At 70.9% G+C, this 16,752-nt stretch carries 19 protein-coding genes; 13 read left to right on the forward strand and 6 right to left on the reverse strand.

The genetic code is table 11. The features are described from left to right. Positions 1-119: 119 nt before the first annotated feature. Both QRX50_RS26050 and QRX50_RS26055 read right to left on the reverse strand, forming a co-directional pair. Positions 120-1,427 carry an MFS transporter gene (locus QRX50_RS26050; RefSeq protein WP_285965802.1) on the reverse strand — a complete coding sequence of 436 codons (1,308 nt, stop codon included), beginning with the start codon at positions 1,425-1,427 and terminating at the stop codon, positions 120-122. A gap of 36 nt (positions 1,428-1,463) precedes the next feature. Continuing rightward, on the reverse strand, positions 1,464-2,393 hold the full coding sequence (locus tag QRX50_RS26055; RefSeq protein ID WP_285965803.1) for a dihydrodipicolinate synthase family protein: 930 nt from the start codon (positions 2,391-2,393) through the stop codon (positions 1,464-1,466). A gap of 89 nt (positions 2,394-2,482) precedes the next feature. Here QRX50_RS26055 and QRX50_RS26060 point away from each other — a divergent pair, with 89 nt between their 5' ends. The 6 genes from QRX50_RS26060 to QRX50_RS26085 all read left to right on the forward strand — a co-directional run bounded on the left by QRX50_RS26060 (position 2,483) and on the right by QRX50_RS26085 (position 7,377). Beyond that, entirely contained in the window at positions 2,483-3,508 is a 1,026-nt protein-coding gene (locus QRX50_RS26060) for a LacI family DNA-binding transcriptional regulator (protein WP_285965804.1), read from the forward strand. Between the two features lie 113 nt (positions 3,509-3,621). Then, a complete protein-coding gene (locus tag QRX50_RS26065) occupies positions 3,622-4,323 on the forward strand; it encodes a phosphatase PAP2 family protein (protein ID WP_285965805.1) in 702 nt (233 codons plus the stop codon). A 116-nt stretch (positions 4,324-4,439) separates the two neighbouring features. After that, positions 4,440-5,825: a UDP-N-acetylmuramate--L-alanine ligase gene (murC, locus tag QRX50_RS26070; RefSeq protein WP_285965806.1), complete on the forward strand. Its 1,386-nt coding sequence runs from the start codon at positions 4,440-4,442 to the stop codon at positions 5,823-5,825. Between the two features lie 68 nt (positions 5,826-5,893). After that, a complete protein-coding gene (locus tag QRX50_RS26075) occupies positions 5,894-6,679 on the forward strand; it encodes a nucleotidyltransferase domain-containing protein (RefSeq protein ID WP_285965807.1) in 786 nt (261 codons plus the stop codon). Between the two features lie 72 nt (positions 6,680-6,751). Then, positions 6,752-7,117: a hypothetical protein gene (locus tag QRX50_RS26080; RefSeq protein ID WP_285965808.1), complete on the forward strand. Its 366-nt coding sequence runs from the start codon at positions 6,752-6,754 to the stop codon at positions 7,115-7,117. Positions 7,118-7,137: 20 nt separating this feature from the next. Then, positions 7,138-7,377, forward strand: a complete 240-nt coding sequence (locus QRX50_RS26085) for a hypothetical protein (RefSeq protein ID WP_285965809.1) — start codon at positions 7,138-7,140, stop codon at positions 7,375-7,377. Positions 7,378-7,515: 138 nt separating this feature from the next. On the opposite strand, the gene QRX50_RS26090 is transcribed toward QRX50_RS26085, so the two are convergent. The 3 genes from QRX50_RS26090 to ligD (QRX50_RS26100) are packed head-to-tail and all read right to left on the reverse strand — an operon-like array spanning position 7,516 to position 9,729. Beyond that, positions 7,516-7,884 carry a DUF5313 family protein gene (locus tag QRX50_RS26090; protein ID WP_285965810.1) on the reverse strand — a complete coding sequence of 123 codons (369 nt, stop codon included), beginning with the start codon at positions 7,882-7,884 and terminating at the stop codon, positions 7,516-7,518. 37 nt (positions 7,885-7,921) lie between these two features. After that, positions 7,922-8,788 (reverse strand): non-homologous end-joining DNA ligase, encoded by an 867-nt coding sequence (ligD, locus tag QRX50_RS26095; RefSeq protein WP_434533140.1) that lies wholly within the window; start codon positions 8,786-8,788, stop codon positions 7,922-7,924. Further along, on the reverse strand, positions 8,785-9,729 hold the full coding sequence (ligD, locus tag QRX50_RS26100) for a non-homologous end-joining DNA ligase (protein WP_285965811.1): 945 nt from the start codon (positions 9,727-9,729) through the stop codon (positions 8,785-8,787). The genes ligD (QRX50_RS26095) and ligD (QRX50_RS26100) overlap by 4 nt, the downstream gene beginning before the upstream one ends. A 210-nt stretch (positions 9,730-9,939) precedes the next feature. On the opposite strand from ligD (QRX50_RS26100), the gene QRX50_RS26105 reads away from it, so the two are divergent. The 7 genes from QRX50_RS26105 to QRX50_RS26135 are packed head-to-tail and all read left to right on the forward strand — an operon-like array spanning position 9,940 to position 15,934. Then, positions 9,940-10,878, forward strand: a complete 939-nt coding sequence (locus tag QRX50_RS26105; protein ID WP_285965812.1) for an alpha/beta hydrolase family protein — start codon at positions 9,940-9,942, stop codon at positions 10,876-10,878. Then, the gene (locus QRX50_RS26110; RefSeq protein WP_285965813.1) at positions 10,863-11,651 is read left to right on the forward strand and encodes an ABC transporter ATP-binding protein; all 789 of its coding nucleotides are present in this window, start codon (positions 10,863-10,865) and stop codon (positions 11,649-11,651) included. Before QRX50_RS26105 ends, QRX50_RS26110 begins: the two co-directional genes overlap by 16 nt. After that, entirely contained in the window at positions 11,626-12,495 is an 870-nt protein-coding gene (locus QRX50_RS26115; protein WP_285965814.1) for an ABC transporter permease, read from the forward strand. The genes QRX50_RS26110 and QRX50_RS26115 overlap by 26 nt, the downstream gene beginning before the upstream one ends. A gap of 41 nt (positions 12,496-12,536) precedes the next feature. Next, a complete protein-coding gene (locus tag QRX50_RS26120; RefSeq protein WP_285965815.1) occupies positions 12,537-13,634 on the forward strand; it encodes an ABC transporter substrate-binding protein in 1,098 nt (365 codons plus the stop codon). Positions 13,635-13,674: 40 nt separating this feature from the next. After that, a complete protein-coding gene (locus tag QRX50_RS26125) occupies positions 13,675-14,853 on the forward strand; it encodes a CaiB/BaiF CoA transferase family protein (protein ID WP_285965816.1) in 1,179 nt (392 codons plus the stop codon). 39 nt (positions 14,854-14,892) lie between these two features. Further along, the gene (locus tag QRX50_RS26130; RefSeq protein ID WP_285965817.1) at positions 14,893-15,528 is read left to right on the forward strand and encodes a TetR/AcrR family transcriptional regulator; all 636 of its coding nucleotides are present in this window, start codon (positions 14,893-14,895) and stop codon (positions 15,526-15,528) included. Between the two features lie 55 nt (positions 15,529-15,583). Next, positions 15,584-15,934, forward strand: coding sequence for a VOC family protein (locus QRX50_RS26135; protein ID WP_285965818.1), 351 nt, complete (start codon positions 15,584-15,586; stop codon positions 15,932-15,934). A 25-nt stretch (positions 15,935-15,959) separates the two neighbouring features. On the opposite strand, the gene QRX50_RS26140 is transcribed toward QRX50_RS26135, so the two are convergent. Beyond that, positions 15,960-16,655: a type 1 glutamine amidotransferase domain-containing protein gene (locus QRX50_RS26140; RefSeq protein WP_285965819.1), complete on the reverse strand. Its 696-nt coding sequence runs from the start codon at positions 16,653-16,655 to the stop codon at positions 15,960-15,962. Positions 16,656-16,752 lie beyond the last annotated feature (97 nt).

The following is a 16,752-nucleotide window of genomic DNA, read 5'->3' on the forward strand; positions in this document are numbered from 1 at the left end:
ACCATACTGTGCCGATCGTTACCAATCCGGCCACGGCCAAATGGCTTCGTAGCAACGATTACGTGCGGCGTGCGGTCGGCCTACTTTTGGTCGGATCAGTAACTGAAAACAGCAATTCGCTATTCGATGGCGACGATGTCGCGTCCCGTTCGGTCGGGCGCAATCGCGGAGAAAACAATACCCGCCAACGGCCCCAGAATGCCCAGTGCCAACGCGAGCGGAATACCGCCGCCCGCCAGCGTCAGCGCGAAAAGCGGGTACACGCCGGCACCGAGGCCGCGGCCGACGTAATAGCTGCTGTTCGCGCCCGTGGACCGGATGCGCGTCGGGTAGTACTCCGACATCCACACGCCCAGCACGCCGAAGCCGCCGCAGGCCGCGGCCGACCACATGAGCGCCCAGAACGTGGCGTCGCCCCAGAAGGACGAGCTCACGTGGTCCGTGCCGCTCAGGACCTGGCCGAGGAACCAGCCGAAGCCGGCCACGCCGAACACGCAGCTGGCCAGGAACGCGTACTTGCGCCGCACCAGGTCCGACAGCGCGCCCGTCGCCGAGTACGCGAGGATTGTGAACACGTAACCGATCAGCACCACGCCGCTCGCCGTGCCCAGCGGCAGGTGCTGCACCTTCAGCAGGTAAGTGGACAGGTACACGCCGACGGAGTTGGTCGTGAGGAACATGGCCGTGGACAACACCATGAAGATCACGCTGCCGTAGACCACCTTCGAGCGGAACACGTCCAGGATCGGCACGCGCGTGCGCCGCAGCTCGGGCGGCAGCGTGCCTTCACGCAGCCGCCGTTGGTACTCGAGCCAGTGGCGCGACTCCGGCAGCAGCCGGAACGCCGCGAGCCCGATGACCACGCTCACCACGCCGATCACGACGTAACCCGTGCGCCAGCCCAGGTCGTTGCCGAACCAGGACAGGCACGCGTAGAGCACGCCGACGGTCACGATCTCGCCGAGGAAGTACATCGACTGGATCAGGCCACCCATCGTGCCGCGGCGGGTGGTTTTCCAGCACTCGGTGAACATCGAGAACGACAGGCCGAACAGGCCGCCCATGCCGAGCCCGGCCAGCAGCCGGGTGACCAGGAACGTCCCGAAGTTCGGCGCCAGCCCGCCGAGCACGGCGGCGATGCCGAACGCGAGCACGGAGATCGCGTAGGTGCGGCGGCGCCCCAGTGTGTCGCCGAGCCAGCCGAACAGGAACCCGCCCGCGATCGAGGCGAAACCCTGGAACGTCGCCACGCTCACCAGCGTCACCGTGGACACGTGCAGCGAGCCGGACAGGTAGGTGAGCGGGTAGCCGACGAGGTTGAGCTCTGCGCCGTCGAACAACGAGCCGAGGAACGCGAACACGAGGATGAACCGCAGCTCCCGGCGGGACCCGGTTCTCGGTGGTGCCTCTGCTGACACAGCGGTCATTGGTGTGCCTTCCGAAGCGAAGCGGTGGGGAGGGGGTCAGAGCACCTTGCCGAGACCGGCGTGGGCCAGCGCGGCGGCGACCTCGTCGTCGGCCTCCGGTGCGAGCGGAAGCAGCGGCGAGCGCACGTAGGCGTTGGGGATGACCCCGCGCTGCACCAGGCCCAGCTTCAGCGCGACGCTGCCCTCCATGTGCGAACCGCGGTGGTACACGGCCTTGGTCAGCGGCAGCAGCCGGTCGTGCACCGCGCGCGCCGCCGGGTAGTCGCGGCGCTTGCCGGCCTGCAGCAGCTCCCACATGCCCTCGGGCGCCAGAGCGCCGTAGCCGACGAGCGCGCCGTCGACGTCGAACATCGTGTGCAGCAGGTACTCGTCGTGGCAGGTGAGGATCTGCAGGTCGGGGAACTCCTTGCGCAGCACCGGGACCTCGGTGTCCCAGCGGCGCATGTTGCGCACGCCGTTCTTGATCGCGAACACGGAGTCGAGCTCGGCGATCTTGAGCTGCTCGGAGAGGTTGTAGCTGGCCTTGGTCACGTCCGGGTACTGGAACAGGATCTGCGGCAGGCCGGAGATCTCGCCGACGATGCGGTAGCGGTCCGCGGCGGCGCCGGGCTGGAAGCCGAAGCGCAGCCAGCTGTGGGCGGGGTAGAGCAGCACGCCCGCCGCGCCGGCCTCGCCGTAGCGCTTGGCCTCTTCACCCGCGACGCGGCTGCCGTCGCTGATCACGCCGGTGATGATCGGCTGCTTGCCCTCCACGGCGTCGACCAGGGTTTTCACCACGTCGCCGCGCTCGGTCTCGGTCATGCTGGCGCCTTCGCCGGCGTGGCCGTTGCACACGATGCCCTTGACGCCCGGCAGGCCGGCGAGCCAGCGCCCGTGCACGGCCAGGGCCTCGTGGTCGACGTCGCCGCTCTCGGTGAACGGGGTGACGCACGCCGGGACGAGGCCGCGCAGGTCGAGAGACTTCATGACACTCCCTGGAGTTTTGGTTGTGCAAACGATGGGGGAATCGGTTGCACAACGGTAAGCTGCGGATTGCCCGAGAGTCAAGGAGCCGCATGAGCGAGCGAACACCGGAGAGCACCCGAGAGCCGGGGGCTCGTCCGACGATCAGCGACGTCGCGCTGGCGGCCGGCGTCAGCAAGTCGACGGTCTCGCGCGCGCTCAACCCCGAGCACCGGTTCTTCCGCAGCCCGTCGGCGGCGCGGATCCGCGAGATCGCCGAGGGCGTGGGCTACGAGCCGAACCCGGTCGCGGCCAACCTGCGGCGCCGGCAGACCAACACGTTCGGTGTGCTCGTGCCGCGCCTGACTGACACGGTGATGGCGATGTTCTACGAGGAGGTCGCCTCGGCGTGCACGCGCCGCGGCTACCACGCGCTGGTCGCGACCTCGCACGACGAGCCGGAGCTGGAACGCGAGAACGGCCGGATGCTGCTCGGCCGCCGGGTCGACGGCCTGATCCTCACCACCGCGCGCACCGAAGGCGGCTTCTGCCAGGAACTGCTCGAACGCGCGGTGCCGCACGTGCTGGCGATGCGCACGTTCGGCGACAGCGCGGCCGCCGTGGGCGACGACCGCCTCGGCGGTTACCTCGCCACGCGGCACCTCCTGGACCTCGGGCACCGCCGGATCGCGCTGGTCGCGGGCCCGGCCTACGCCTCCAGCGCGCTCGGCCGCCGCGCCGGGTACGAGGACGCGTTGCGCGAAGCCGGGTTGCCCGCGTTCGTCTTGCCCTCGACCTTCAGCATGGAGAGCGGCGAGGACGCCGGGCGTGCCCTGCTCGCCCTCGACCCGCGCCCGACCGCCGTCTTCGCCGTGAACGACAACACCGCCGTCGGGCTGCTCTCGGCTGTGCAGCGCGCCGGCGTGCGGGTGCCCGACGAGCTGTCCGTGGTGGGGTACAACGACATTCCCCTCGCGGCCCGCCTGCCGGTGCCGCTCACCACGATCCGGGTCCCGTTCACGGAGATCGCCGGCGCGGCCGTGGACCTGCTGATCGACGCGGGCGCAGGCGTGCCGGCCACCACGCGCCGGTTCGCGCCGACGTTGATCCCGCGGGGCACCACGCTGCGAGTGGGGTGACGGGTCACGTCCGTCCACAGGGGACTGGTCCGTGCGGAACCAGTGCGCAGTTGTTGCAGACCCATGACATTTCCCGGGCCCGCCGCGGACGAAGAGTTGGCAGGCTGGACGGGGTGAACAACCGAGTGCTCAGCATCGCCTGGCGGCTGGTGGCCGCCGTCCTCCTCGTCGTGGCGACGGGGGTGACGTACTTGCTGCTGGTCCGCACGGAGTCCGGCCAGGAGGCCGACCAGCGGGCCCTGGAGACGTTCGACCCGTCGTTCACCCGCGCGTCGGGGGAGGTGCCGCTGCCGCTGGAGGTTCCGGCGCCGGTGCTGTTCACCCTCGCGCTCATGCTGGTCGTGGTGATCGGCCTGGTGCGGCGCGCGTACCGGCGCACGGCGGCGGCCGTCGGGCTCATGGTGGCGGTCGCGGGCTTCGCGCAGCTGCTCAAGGTCGCCCTCGACCGGCCGAACCTGGCCGAGCGCATCCACTCCACCAGCAACAGCTTCCCCAGCGGCCACGTGACGGTGGCCGCGATGAGTGTGTTCGCGCTGCTGCTCGTGCTGCCGCGGGTGGGGCGGTTCGTGGCGGCGCCGCTGGGCGTGGCGTGGATCGTCGCGGTCGGCGTCTCGACGCTCACCGTCGGCTGGCACCGCCCCAGCGACTGCCTCGGCGGCTTCTTCCTCGCGGCGGCCGGCTACGCGCTGGCCTCGGCGTGCGTGGTCGAGCGCCGCGGCCCGCGGCTGCCCGCCGACGCCACGACCGTCGTCCTCGCCACGCCGCAGCCGGCGCCCGGGCACCCGGACCGGCAGCCGTTCTCCGTGCCGCGCTGACGGATCGGCACCCGGCTGTTGCCTTGCCGCGACAAACAGCGCGCAGTCCGAGGACAAGCCGGGCGCACCCTCGAATCCGGGGCAGGGAGTCCTCACCGGACAGAAGAGGGTGCGTGATGAACGAGCTGACCGTGCGGGACCTGGGCCACGTGTATCTGATCGGCATCGGCGGGGTGGGGATGTCGGGTCTCGCGGAGATCCTGCTGCGCCACGGGGCGCCGGTGAGCGGCAGCGAGGTGGGCGACCGGCCGGCCCTGGCGTCACTGGAGGAGCGCGGCGCCACCGTGCACCGCCGGCACTCGCCCGGGCACCTCTGGAACGCCGACACCGTGGTGTACTCGACCGCGATCCCCGACGACCACGTGGAGCTCGCCGAGGCCCGGGATCGCGGGCTGCCGCTGCTGCACCGGTCCGAGGCGCTCGCGGCGGTGCTGACGGGCCGCCGGGCGATCGCGGTCGCGGGCACCCACGGCAAGACGACCACCACCGCGATGATCACGGTCGCACTGCGCGCCGGCGGGGCCGACCCGTCCTACGTGATCGGCGGGGACGTCCGCACGCTCGGCGCCGGCGGCCTCGGCTCGGGGGAGTACTTCGTGGTCGAGGCCGACGAGAGCGACCGCTCGTTCTTCGCCTACATGCCCGAGGTCGCCGTGGTCACGAACATCGACTCCGACCACCTCGACACCTACGGCGATGTCGACGGCTTGCAGCAGGCGTTCCTCGACTTCTGCCGCCGCGTGCGCCCCGGTGGCTTCGTGGTGACCAACGCCGATGACGAGCGGTGCCGCCGGGTCGCCGCGGCGCTGCGGGCGGAAGGCCGGACCGTGTACACCTACGGCGAGGCCAACGGCGCCGACCTCGTCGTGGTGGGGCTTTCGTCGGTGAGCACGGGGATCCGCTACGACGCCGTGCTCGACGGCGCCCTCGTCGGCGCGGTGCACGTGCCGGTGGTGGGCAGGCACCTCGGCCTCAACTCCGCGGCCGCTCTGCTCGTCGCGCAGCGCCTGGGCATCCCCGGTGCGGCGCGTGGCTTGCGCCGGTTTCCCGGCGTGCGTAGGCGGTTCGAGCTCCGCGGTGTCGCGCGTGGCGTGCGGGTGTACGACGACTACGCGTGCCACCACACGTCGATGGCCGCTTCGCTGACGGCGTTGCGGTCGGTCGCGCAGGAGCATCGGCTGCTCGTGGTGTGTCAGCCCAACCGCGGCTACCGGGTGCGGCAGTTCCTCGGCGAGATGGCCGAGTCGCTGAGCCGGGCCGACCAGGCGGTGGTGCTGCCGGTCTTCGGCCCCGGCGAGACCGTCTCGGCGGGTTGTGACGGCGAGGCGCTCACGGCCGCGATTCCGTTACCGGAGAAGGACAAGGTGTATGCCAGGTCCGGTTCCGTCGCGTGTGCGGAGGTGGTCCGGCGCGTGCGGCGGGGCGACGTCGTCGTGACCATCGGGTCGCCCGAGATGGCGATGCTCGCGGGCCGCATCGTCGAGGCGCTGCACGAGGGCTGAGCGCCTATTCGCGTGCCGGCCGCAGCACTGTCGTGCTACTTTGCCGTGCTCTCAACGAAAGGAAGCTCATGACCGTTCCCGCGCGGCACCGCGAGTTCCTCGACGACGTGCTCCCGAAGATCCGCCGTGACCAGCGCGTGGCCGGGGTGGCTGTCGGCGGCTCGATCGCCCACGGTGAGCCCGACGAATACTCCGATGTGGACATTGTCGTGGTCGTCGACGACGACGCGTTCGAAGCGGTGCTGGCCGAGAGATTCGCGTTGATCGGCTCGTGGGCCCACCTCGTCGCGGCCTTCACCGGCGAGCACGTCGGCGAACCGCGGCTGGTCATCACCCTGACCGGGCCGCGCCTGCTGCATGTGGACTTCAAGTTCGTGCGCGTGGCGGACTTCGGCGAGCGGACGAGCGACCCGAAGATCCGGTGGGAACGCGACGGAGCGCTGACCCGGGCCCTCGCCGCCGCGCCGCCGGCCAAGGAGCCGCTGGACGAGCAGTGGCTCGAAGACCGCTTCTGGGTCTGGGTCCACTACGCGGCGACGAAACTCGGGCGCGGCGAGCTGTACGACGTCCTCGGGTTCCTGGCTTTCCTGCGGGAAACGGTGCTGGGACCGCTGATCGCCGCGCGCGCCGGCCTGCCGCCCCGGGGTGTGCGCCGGCTGGAGTTCGCCGCCCCGGACGCGGCGCGCGAGCTGCAGGCCACCGTCTGCGGCTACGACGCGAAGGAGGCCGCGGCGGCGGTGCTGGCGAGCGTCGAGCTCTACCGGCGCTGGCGTGGCGACGTCGAACGGCGTGACCGGGCCGAGGAGCTCGCGGTGCGGTACCTCGCCGGTGTCGTGTCAGCGGGTGGCAGGTAGCGGACCCGCTCGGGAGGGCTCCCGCCGCCCGCGGTTACCGTCCCCGGTGATCGACCGGAGGAGGGGTGCGTCGTGGGCGGGTGGCAGGTCAGGACCGCGCGGTGGGTGATGGCCGTGCAGGCCGTGGCGTCGATCGGGATCTGGGTGGTGCAGCTGCTCGCGGTGCTCGAACGGCTCGACCACGGCCAGGACGTGCCGGGGTCGGTGTGGCTCGTGCTCGTGCTGAACCCCGTGATCGCGGTGCTCGTCGCCGTGGCCGCGGGGTTCCTGGCCCGGCACGCGTGGGCGGCGACGCTGGGGGTCGCCATGGAGGTGATCGGCGCGGTGAGCGCCCTGATCAGCGTGCTCACCGGGTACTACCAAGCCGTGGTGGCGATCCTGCTGGCCATCGCCGTGATCACGCTGATCGTCCGCCGCCGGCAGCCCGCCGTCGTCTGAGCCCGGGAAGGGGTTCCGCCGTGCCACGCTTGCGTCTGGCCGCCACGGCCGCCGCCGTCGTCCTGCTCGCCGCCAGCTGCGCCGGGCCACCGCCCGAGCAGTGCGACGAGTTCATGTGCGAGACCGTCGGCTACTGGCCCAGCACCGAAACGCAGATCGAAAACGGCTTCGTCGCGGTGCTGAGCGCCCTCGGCGTCGTTCCGATCGTGCCGCGCAGCGCCAACGGCCCGGCGCGGCGCACCGTCACCATCGGCGGGTAGCGCCTCAGGCGTTGGCGACGAAGCCGAGGATGGCGACGAGCGCGCTCTCGTGCTCAGCTGCCCAGGACGAAGCTGAGCCAGCTCGCGGCGAGGACGACGGTGACGCCCGTGATTCTCGTGGCCGCGCGGAACTTCGCCTCACGGCCAGGTGGCGGCCCCGCCTCGGCGTTTGCGGACTGCTTTGCCGGTGCCCGGTGGGTAGCCGTGCTTGGCCAGACGCACTTCAGCGAGCTCGTCGGCGCTGCCGAGGGTGAGGAACAGGCCCAGGACCAGGGCCATGAGCAGCCCGAGCAGCACCAGGCCCGCGGGCAGCGGCGTGAGGAACACCAGCAGCAGGAACGCGGCGGTGAGCCACGGCAGCGCCTCGAAGAACACGCGGAGCGCGAACCTCAGCACCCACGTTCGGGCGGTCGCGTCGTGCAGCACCCACGGGCGGTACTCGTCGGGCAGCCGAGCGCCGTAGACGTAGCGCAGCCACCGGATCGGACCTGGTCGTGGGGTCACCATCGTCACTCCAGTGTGCTGTCTGCCGGGTGCTGTCGCGTTACTCCAGCGAAGCGAGCGCTGCCTCCGCCGAGCCCGCGTGCTTCGCCAGGTCCCGCCACGGGTCGGCCTTGCGCGCCAAGCGTTGCTTTTGTTTGGCCGGTGGCCATCCGTCCGGATCCGCCTTGCCGAGCTCGCGCCAGTCGAGCGGCGTCGCGGCCGCCGCGCCGGGGCGGGCGCGCAGGGAGTACGGCGCGACGAACGTCTGGGCGTAGCCGTTGCGGTTGGCGTCGAGGAAAATCCGGTCGCCGCGGCTGTCCTTGCGCTGCGCGGTGGTGAGGTGGTCCGGGTCTTCCTCGGCCACGCGGTCGGCGAGCGTGCGGGCGAGTTCCAGCACGACGTCGGTGTCCGAGCGGGCGTCGAGCGGGGCGAGCACGTGGAAGCCGCGGCCGCCGGTCGCCTGCACGAAGGCGGTGAGGCCCGCTTTCTCGTACTGGCCGCGGATCTTGCGCGCCACCTCGCGCAGGCGGGCCACCGGCGTGCCGTCCGGCGGGTCGAGGTCGAGCACGAGCCGGTCCGGCTGCTCCGGTTTCTCCACGGTGGACAGCCACACGTGGAACTCCACCGTCCCCTGGCCGGCGAGGTAGACGAGGGCGTCGGTGTCGTCGCAGACCACGTACTCGTCCGTGCCCCCGCCGCGCCGCGGCACCCGTTCGACGCGCAGCCACTCCGGGAAGTGCTCGCCGGGGTGCTTCTGGAACCAGCCCTGCCCGTCGATGCCGTCGGGGTAGCGCCGCAACGTCAGCGGCCGCCCGCGCAGGTGCGGCAGCATCACGTCGGCCACCGCGCGGTAGTGCTCGACGACGTCGCCCTTGGTGAGCCCGTCCTCGGGGTAGAACACCTTGTCGGGATGGGAAACTTCGATCACGGCTTCTCCCGCACCACGTCGGCCGGCTTCTTGTCGTCGCGCAGGCCCAGGAACCGCGGGTGCCGCAGTCGCCCGTCGCGCGTCCACTCGGAGAACCCGATCTGCGCCACCAGCTCCGGCCGCACCCAGTGCGTCCCCTGCTCACGCACGGCATCCGCGAACGGCGACCGGCCCGTCTCGAGCTCGCGCAGCTGATCGTGCAGCGACGCCAGCAGCTTCTCGTCGAACCCGGTGCCGACCTTGCCGGCGTACCGCAGCTCGTCGCCGTCGTAGTAGCCCAGCAGCAACGCGCCGAAGCCGTGCCGCGCGCCTTGCGGGTCGGTGAACCCGCCGACCACGAGCTCCTGGCCCTGGGCGCACTTGAACTTCAGCCAGTCCGCCGACCTTCCCGAGTGGTACGGCGCGTCGGCCCGCTTCGCGATCACGCCCTCCCAACCGCGCCGGCAGGCCTCCTCGAAGAACTTCTCCCCGTCGGTGTTGCGGTGCGCCGACAACCGCAGCGGATCCGTGAACTCGAACGCGTCCTTCAGGAGTGCCTTGCGTTCCCGCAGTGGCAACGGCGTGGCGTCGTGCCCGTCGAAGTGCAGCAGGTCGAACAGGTAGTAGTACACGCGCACCCCGGTTGCCCGCGCCCGTGCCGGATCCGTGAGGTGGATCCGCGGCTGCAATGCGGCGAAGCTGGTGTTGTCGCCGTCGAACGCCACGATCTCCCCGTCCGCCACGAACCGCGGGCCACCTTGGCGGTCGAGCGCCTCGACGAGCTCCGGGTAGGCGTTGTCCATGACCTTGTGGTTGCGCGAGTAGAGCGTCGGCGTGCCGCCGTCGCGCACGCAGATGGCGCGGACGCCGTCGAGCTTGCGCTCGAACATCCAGCCCGCGTCGGAGAACCGGCGGTCGGTCAACGTCGCGAGGGTCGGTTCCCGCCAGCCTGGGGTGGTCATCGCGTATTCCTTTCGGCACCTCGCTGCGGAGTGCCCGGCCCGCCGTCGTTCGAAACCCCAGCTCAGCGCGGCGCGGAGCCGGTCGGCGCCGCGGTCCCGGTGTTCGCGGTGCAGCCACGGAGAGTGCTCGTGTCCTGCCACTTCCGCGACGAGTCTTGTCAACGCCGATTAACTAGCATTACGTTACTAACAAGTCGCTAGTTAGGAGCCATGGTGGGCTGCAACGAGCACCCGGACCCCCGGTGGGCCCGGCCGGCCCGCAACAAGGTCGTCGAGAGCGAAGTCGACGAATGGGCGACCGCCGACGGGCAGCGGGTCGCCGTTTTCTCGCAAGAACCGGACGGTGCCGGGGAAAAGCCGGTCGTCGTCCTGTGTCATGGGCTGGGCGGGAGCCACCGCGGTTACGCGGGCCTGGGCCACCACCTCGCGTCCTACGGCTACGCGGTGCTGCACCCGCAGTTCCGCGACGCCTTCGAGCTCGCGGGGCCCGAGCTCGGCCTGTCCGGTGTGGACGAACGAACCTGGGCCGCGGATCCCGTGGCCAGGCAACGCATGCACGCGTTGCTGTTCGACCCGGAACACTGGCTGTCCCGCGTCGACCGGGTGCACGCGGTGCTCAACGCACTTCCCGCCAAGTGGAACTTGAAACCCGACCACGTCCTCCTCGCCGGGCATTCGTTCGGCGCGTACACCGCCCAGCTCCTCCTGGGCACGCGCCTGAGCGGCTACGGCACCTTCACCCACCCGGCCGTCGCGGGCGGAATCCTGTTGTCACCGCAGGGAAGCGGCGACCGCGGGCTCACGCCGAACTCCTGGCGCGAGGTCGAGCTGCCCCTGCTGGTCGTCACCGGCACGCGCGACGTCGGTGCCCGCGGCGAGGGCGTCGAATGGCGCCGCGAGCCTTACGACCGGGCGCGCTCGCGGTTCAAGCACCTCGCCGTGGTCCACGACGGCGATCACCAGCTCGGCGCAATCCCGGGCCACGACACCGAAAACAGCCCGACCGCGGCCGCGATCTCCGCGGTGGCCACGGCGTTCGTCAAGCGCGTGCACGGCGACCGGGCCGCGGGGGAGTGGCTCGCGTCAGCGCCCTTCCCGGCGATCTTCGACCACACCCACCAGGAGGAGGCCGCATGTCCGACGTCGTGATCAGCGCGACGGGCGTCGAGCGGACGTTCGTTTCCCGCGGCCACGCGGTCCACGCGCTGGGCCCGGTCGACCTGACTGTCGAAAGAGGACAGTTCGTCGCCATCGTCGGCCCGTCCGGCTGCGGGAAGTCGACGTTGCTGCGGATCGTCGCAGGGCTGGCCGCACCCTCGGCCGGCGAGATCGTGATCGACCGCGCCGACGCGGATTCGCCACTGTGCTCCATGGTTTTCCAGGACTACGGCATCTTCCCCTGGAAAACCGTGCTCGCCAACGTGCGGCTCCCGCTCGACATCGCCGGCGTCTCGCGGCCGAGGGCCGACGAGGTGGCCCGCGACTGGATCGAGCGCGCCGGCGTCGCCGGCTTCGAATCCGCATACCCGGCCACGCTTTCCGGCGGCATGCGCCAGCGGGTCGCGCTGGCCCGGGCGTTCGTGGCCAACCCCGAGATCCTCCTCATGGACGAGCCGTTCGCCGCCCTCGACGCGCAGCTGCGCCTGGTGCTGCAGCAGGAGCTGCTGCGGGTGTGGGAGGCACACCGGCGCACGATCCTGTTCGTCACTCACGCGATCGACGAGGCGCTGCTGCTGGCCGACCGCGTCGTCGTGATGTCCTCGCGGCCCGGACGCATCCTCGACGACATCGAGGTCCCGTTCGCCCGGCCGCGCACCCGCGCCGCGCGTTCGGCGGCCGAGTTCGGCGCTCTCGAAGACCACATCTGGCGGCTCCTGAAAGGTGAGGTGGAAGAACGTGAGCACGCTCATGACGTCGCATGACCAGCTCGGAGGTCGTGAGCTCGTCCGGCGCACGCCCGGCCCCGCCGAGCTGGCGCCCCAGCGGCACGCCCGGCGCCGCCGTGGCGTGACCCTCACGCTGGCATGGGCGACCCCGGTGCTGATCATCGTGGTCTGGGAGCTCACCGCGCAGTTCGGCATCCTCGACACGCGGTTCTTCCCGGCCCCCAGTGTGATCTGGCAGGCGGGTGCGCGGTCCATTCAGGACGGCGTGATGACCGACGCCATTGTCGACACCGTGCGCAAACTCGTGATCGGCTACGGGATCGGCGTCGTGGCCGGCGTGGCGCTCGGAGTCCTGCTGGGACTGTCGTGGCTCGCCCGGGCGGCGCTGGAACACACGCTGGTCGCGCTGTACACGCTGCCGAAGCTGGCGCTGTTCCCCGTGTTCCTGCTCGTGTTCGGCCTGGGCTCGCTGCCGCAGATCGTGCTGGTCGGCGTGTCGGTGTTCTTCATCGTCGTGCTCGCCTCGACCACCGCGGTCCTGTCGGTCGAGCAGGGCTACCGCGACGCCGCGGAAGTGCTCGGCGCCAAGCGCACCCAGCTGCTGCGCCACGTCATCCTCCCGGCCGCACTGCCCGCCATCGCGACCTCGATCCGGCTGACCGCGGGCATCGCCATCCTCGTGATCGTCGGCATCGAGATGGTGTCGGGCGACAGTGGCCTCGGGTACCTGATCTTCCAGCGCTCCCAGGTGTTCGACCCCGCGACGATGTACGCCGGCGTGATCATCGCCGGGGTGATCGGCGTGGCCTTCACCGGTCTCGTCACCCTCGCACTGAAGTTCGCCGTCCCCCAGCAGCGGCCGCGCCTACGCCGGTCCTGAGTCACTCGTCTCCGCCAAGTCCCCCCTTCCTCAGGAGAGCCATGTCCAGAACCACCCGGGCGCTCTGCGCCACCGCCGTCGCGGCCGGCCTGCTGTTCGCGAGCGCGTGTGCCCCGTCGTCGCAGCAGAACCAGGCCACCGACGCCAAGCAGGTGTCAGTGCTCCCGGCCGGCGTGAGCCTGTCGGGCAAGACGGGCACGCCCGCGCCCAAACCGCTGGCACAGCGCGCTTCGCTCAAGGTTGGCATCCCGTCCAAACTGGAGCTCGAAGCGCCGGCGCTGCTCGCCCAGGTCTACGGCGAGTTCGGCAAGGAGAACCTCGACGTCACCTTCGTCACCGACACGGTGCCGAACCTGCTCACGTTGCTGGGACAGGACAAGATCGACCTAGTCTACGCCGGCGCGCAGGCCCTGGTCTTCAACGCGCTGCGCCACGGTGTGCCGATCCGCTGGGTCTCCGGTGTCGCTTCGTCCTCTCCGGACAGTGGTGTCTACATGAGCACCAAGTACGGCAGCAAGGCGAGCGACTTCAACCCGGCTTCGTTGAAGGGCAAGAACATCGGCGTCAACCCCGGTGCGCTGGCGGCTCCGTCGGAGTACGGGCTGTACGACCTGATCACCAAAGGCGGCCTCAAGCCCGACGACGTGCGGATGACGCCGTTCAGCGACATCGCCGCGATGGTCCAGGCGCTCAACAACGGCTCGATCGACGGCGCCACCCTCGGCCCGCCGTTCACCGCGAGCATCAAGCCGGGCACCGCGTTCAACGCCGAAGGCGGGTACCCGGACAGCATGCAGATCGCCGGCTACTTCGCGACCACCGTCCTGCTCGGCGAACACCGCGACGCGGGTGTCGCGTTCTTCCGCGCGGTCGAGCGGACCGTGAACACACACCTGTCCGGTGACTACCACCAGGACACCGACGTGATGACCAAGATGGCGCAGCAGCTCGGCACCACCGTCGAGACACTGCGGATCGCGCCGTCGGTGCCGTTCGACTTCAACGTGCCCGCCGAATCGGTGGCGAGCCTGCAGAAGATGTACCAGGCCGTACCGAACACGCTGCAGATCGACTCCCCGGTGAAGCCCGAAGAGCTGATCGACCTGTCGCTCGTGATCGACGCGGCGCAAGGCAAGTGAACCCCCGCATCCCGACGCGAGCACGGAGGACAACCACACGATGAGCGACGCGCTGGCCGGTGTCCGGGTTCTCGACGCCGCGACCGTCCTCGCCGGACCGGTCTCGGCGACGATCCTGGGCGACTTCGGAGCCGAGGTGGTCAAGATCGAAGACCCGAAGGTCGGCGACTTCACCCGCAGTGGCGGGCGGTCGCCGGGCTGGCTCCAGGAGGGGCGCAACAAGAAGTCCGTCGCGCTCGACCTCCGGACGCCCGAAGGGCAGGCCGTGTTCCACCGGCTGGTGCCGCACTTCGACGTGGTGGTCACGAACTTCCGCCCGCCGACGCTCGAGCGCTACCGCATGCTGCCCGAGCACCTGCAACCCCTCAACCCGCGGGCGATCCTGCTGTACCTCACGGGGTTCGGCCTCACCGGGCCGTACCGCGACCGGGGCGCGTTCGACCGGATCGCGAGTGCCTACAGTGGACTGACCTACGCCACGGGCGAGCCGGAGCGGCCGCCGGTGCGCAGCGGGTACTCGGTGATCGACTACATGAGCGCCTACCTCGCCGCGTTCTCGGTCGTGTCCGCGCTGTACCACCGCGACCTCGGCTCGGGCTCGGGCCAGGTCATCGACCTGGCGCTGTACGAGGCGGCGTTGCGGTCCAGTGAGGACTCGGTGACCGCCTACGGCCTCGACCGCCAGGTCCGGGAACGGCTGGGCAACAAGAACCCGGCCATCGTCCCGGCGTCGGACTTCGTGACGTCCGACGACCGGCGGGTGTCGCTGCACGCCGGCACCGACTCGCTGTTCCGGCGCCTGTCCGCGGTGATGAGCCGGCCGGAACTGGCCGACGACCCGCGCTTCGCCGACCGCCCCGCCCGGATCCGCCACCAGGACGAGCTGTACCCGCTCATCAGCGAGTGGGTCTCGCGGCTGACGGCCGACGAGGTCGTGAAACTGCTGAGCGACGCCGACATCCCGGCGTCACCGATCATGAGCGTCGCCGACCTCATGAACGATCCGCACTGCCGGGCCCGAGGGTCGGTGATCACCGTGGACGACGCGGAGTTCGGCGAGGTCCCGATGGTCGCGCCGCTGCCGCACCTGAGCGCGACACCCGGCAGCGTCCGCTGGGCCGGCACGACGTTGGGCGCGCACACCGACGAGGTGCTCGGCGGCCTGCTGGGCCTGTCCGCCGCGGAGCTCGACGGGTTGCGGGACCGGGGTGTGGTGTGAGCGATCACTAGACTGCGAGGTCGGAGGCAGGTGAGAAGAGTGCACACGGGAGATGATGTGAACGACACCGCCGGGCAGGCGTCGAACCGGCGTGGGCGCGACCGGGCCCGGACCGAGGCCGACCTCCTCCAGGCGACGTTCGACCTGCTCCAGCGCGACGGGATCTTCGCCGGGCTGAACCTGCAGGAGGTCGCCGACCGCTCCGGGGTGAATCGCGGCCAGATCTACCAGTACTTCGGCGATCGGCGATCCCTGCTGAGGGCGGCTGTGGCCCACCGCGCCCGCGAATGGGCGGCGGGCGCGAAACGGCACTGGGAAGCGTCGTTCCTCGGCCGGCGCAAGGCGATGTTCCGCAGCGCGCTCGCCAACCCCGCACCCACGCTGGTCGAAGCCCTGCTCGCGATCGACGGCGACCCGGACTACCACGCCCTGCCCGAGATCGAGAAGACCAGAGCCGCCCTCGAACGCGACCAGGCCACCGGCGCCTTGCCCGCCGACGGCGACGCGATCGCGATGCACGTGTTCATGGTCGCGGCCTACAAGGGCTACCTCATCTTCCGCGAAGCGCTCGCGCGCGACGTCGGCGTGCCGGTCGAGGAGCTCGACGCCCGCGTGCTGGCCGTGCACGACCAGGTGGCCGGAGCGATGACCGAAGGCGACGCGCGGGACCGATGACTTTTCGCGCCGGCGGTAGTCTGCCCGTCCGTCAGCCGTCGAGAGGAGTGGTTCCGTGGACCTTTACACGATCATGTGCGTGAGCGACCTGCCCCGGGCGCTGGAGTGGTTCGCCGCGTTCCTGGGCCGGCCCGCGGACGAGGCCATCGGCGAGGAACACCTGTGGCAGCTCGGCGAAGCCGCGTGGCTCGTGGTCGACGCACGGGAGGTGCGCGGCGAGCGCGTGGGCCGGGCGATGGTCACCCTCGGCGTCACCGACCTCGACGAGATCCTCGCCCGCCTCGCCGCGCACGGCATCACGCACGAGCCTGTCGAGACCTACGCCAACGGCGTGCGCCACGTCGTGGTCCTCGACCCGGACGGGAACAGCCTCTCGCTCGCGCAGTCGCCGGCGGAGCCCGCGTAGCCGCGCACCCCGCCGGCGATCGGGCCTACTTCAGGGCTTTGAGGAGTTCCTGCGCGAGCGGCGCGGCCGAGGCCGGGTTCTGTCCCGTGTAGAGGGTCCGGTCGACGACCGTGTACGGCTGCCAGTCCGGCCCGCGCTCGAATGCGACGCCGAGCTTGCCCAGCTCGTCCTCCAGCAGCCACTTCGCCTTCGGGCCGAGACCGACGGCGTTCTCCTCGTCGTTGGTGAACCCGGTGACGCGGTAGCCGGCGAAGGGCGACTCGCCCCGCTCGTCGCGCGTGGCCAGCAGCGCCGCGGGCGCGTGGCACACCACGGCGAGCGGCTTGCCCGACGCGAGGGCGGCGTTGAGCAGGGCGCCGGAGCCGGCGTCGTGGGCGAGGTCCTCCATCGGGCCGTGGCCGCCGGGGTAGTAGACGGCGTCGTAGTCCGGCAGGTTCACGTCCGTGAGCGCGATCGGCTGGCGCAGTTCGCCGGCGGACTCGAGGACCTGCGCGAGCTTCGCGGCCTCTTCCTGGCCGCCGGCCATGTCCGGGTTCAGGCTGCCCTGGTCCACCGTCGGCACCACACCGCCCGGGGTCGCCACCACAATCGTGTGGCCCGCGTCCTTGAGCGCGGTGTAGGGGGCGGCGAACTCCTCGGCCCAGTACCCGGTCGGGTGCCGAGTTCCGTCCTTGAGCGTCCAGTGGTCGGCGCCCGTCATGACGAACAGGACTCGTGCCATGGTTCTCGGTTCTCCTCTGGTCGAATGCGGATGGTCTGGATGGGGTACCCGTTCCGGCGGCCGCCGACCTGTTGTCGATCTCACCCGTTCGGCCGAC

Source organism: Amycolatopsis sp. 2-15, assembly GCF_030285625.1.
Lineage (GTDB): Bacteria > Actinomycetota > Actinomycetes > Mycobacteriales > Pseudonocardiaceae > Amycolatopsis > Amycolatopsis carbonis.

Bases quoted from the DNA above. Each gene is read 5' to 3' on its own strand.
- QRX50_RS26120 (WP_285965815.1), top strand. From the start codon at position 12,537: ATGTCCAGAACCACCCGGGCGCTCTGCGCCACCGCCGTCGCGGCCGGC.
- QRX50_RS26090 (WP_285965810.1), bottom strand. From the start codon at position 7,884: ATGGTGACCCCACGACCAGGTCCGATCCGGTGGCTGCGCTACGTCTAC.
- QRX50_RS26075 (WP_285965807.1), top strand. From the start codon at position 5,894: ATGACCGTTCCCGCGCGGCACCGCGAGTTCCTCGACGACGTGCTCCCG.
- murC (WP_285965806.1), top strand. From the start codon at position 4,440: ATGAACGAGCTGACCGTGCGGGACCTGGGCCACGTGTATCTGATCGGC.
- QRX50_RS26140 (WP_285965819.1), bottom strand. From the start codon at position 16,655: ATGGCACGAGTCCTGTTCGTCATGACGGGCGCCGACCACTGGACGCTC.
- QRX50_RS26050 (WP_285965802.1), bottom strand. From the start codon at position 1,427: ATGACCGCTGTGTCAGCAGAGGCACCACCGAGAACCGGGTCCCGCCGG.
- ligD (WP_285965811.1), bottom strand. From the start codon at position 9,729: ATGACCACCCCAGGCTGGCGGGAACCGACCCTCGCGACGTTGACCGAC.
- QRX50_RS26110 (WP_285965813.1), top strand. From the start codon at position 10,863: ATGTCCGACGTCGTGATCAGCGCGACGGGCGTCGAGCGGACGTTCGTT.
- QRX50_RS26125 (WP_285965816.1), top strand. From the start codon at position 13,675: ATGAGCGACGCGCTGGCCGGTGTCCGGGTTCTCGACGCCGCGACCGTC.
- QRX50_RS26105 (WP_285965812.1), top strand. From the start codon at position 9,940: ATGGTGGGCTGCAACGAGCACCCGGACCCCCGGTGGGCCCGGCCGGCC.
- QRX50_RS26055 (WP_285965803.1), bottom strand. From the start codon at position 2,393: ATGAAGTCTCTCGACCTGCGCGGCCTCGTCCCGGCGTGCGTCACCCCG.
- QRX50_RS26060 (WP_285965804.1), top strand. From the start codon at position 2,483: ATGAGCGAGCGAACACCGGAGAGCACCCGAGAGCCGGGGGCTCGTCCG.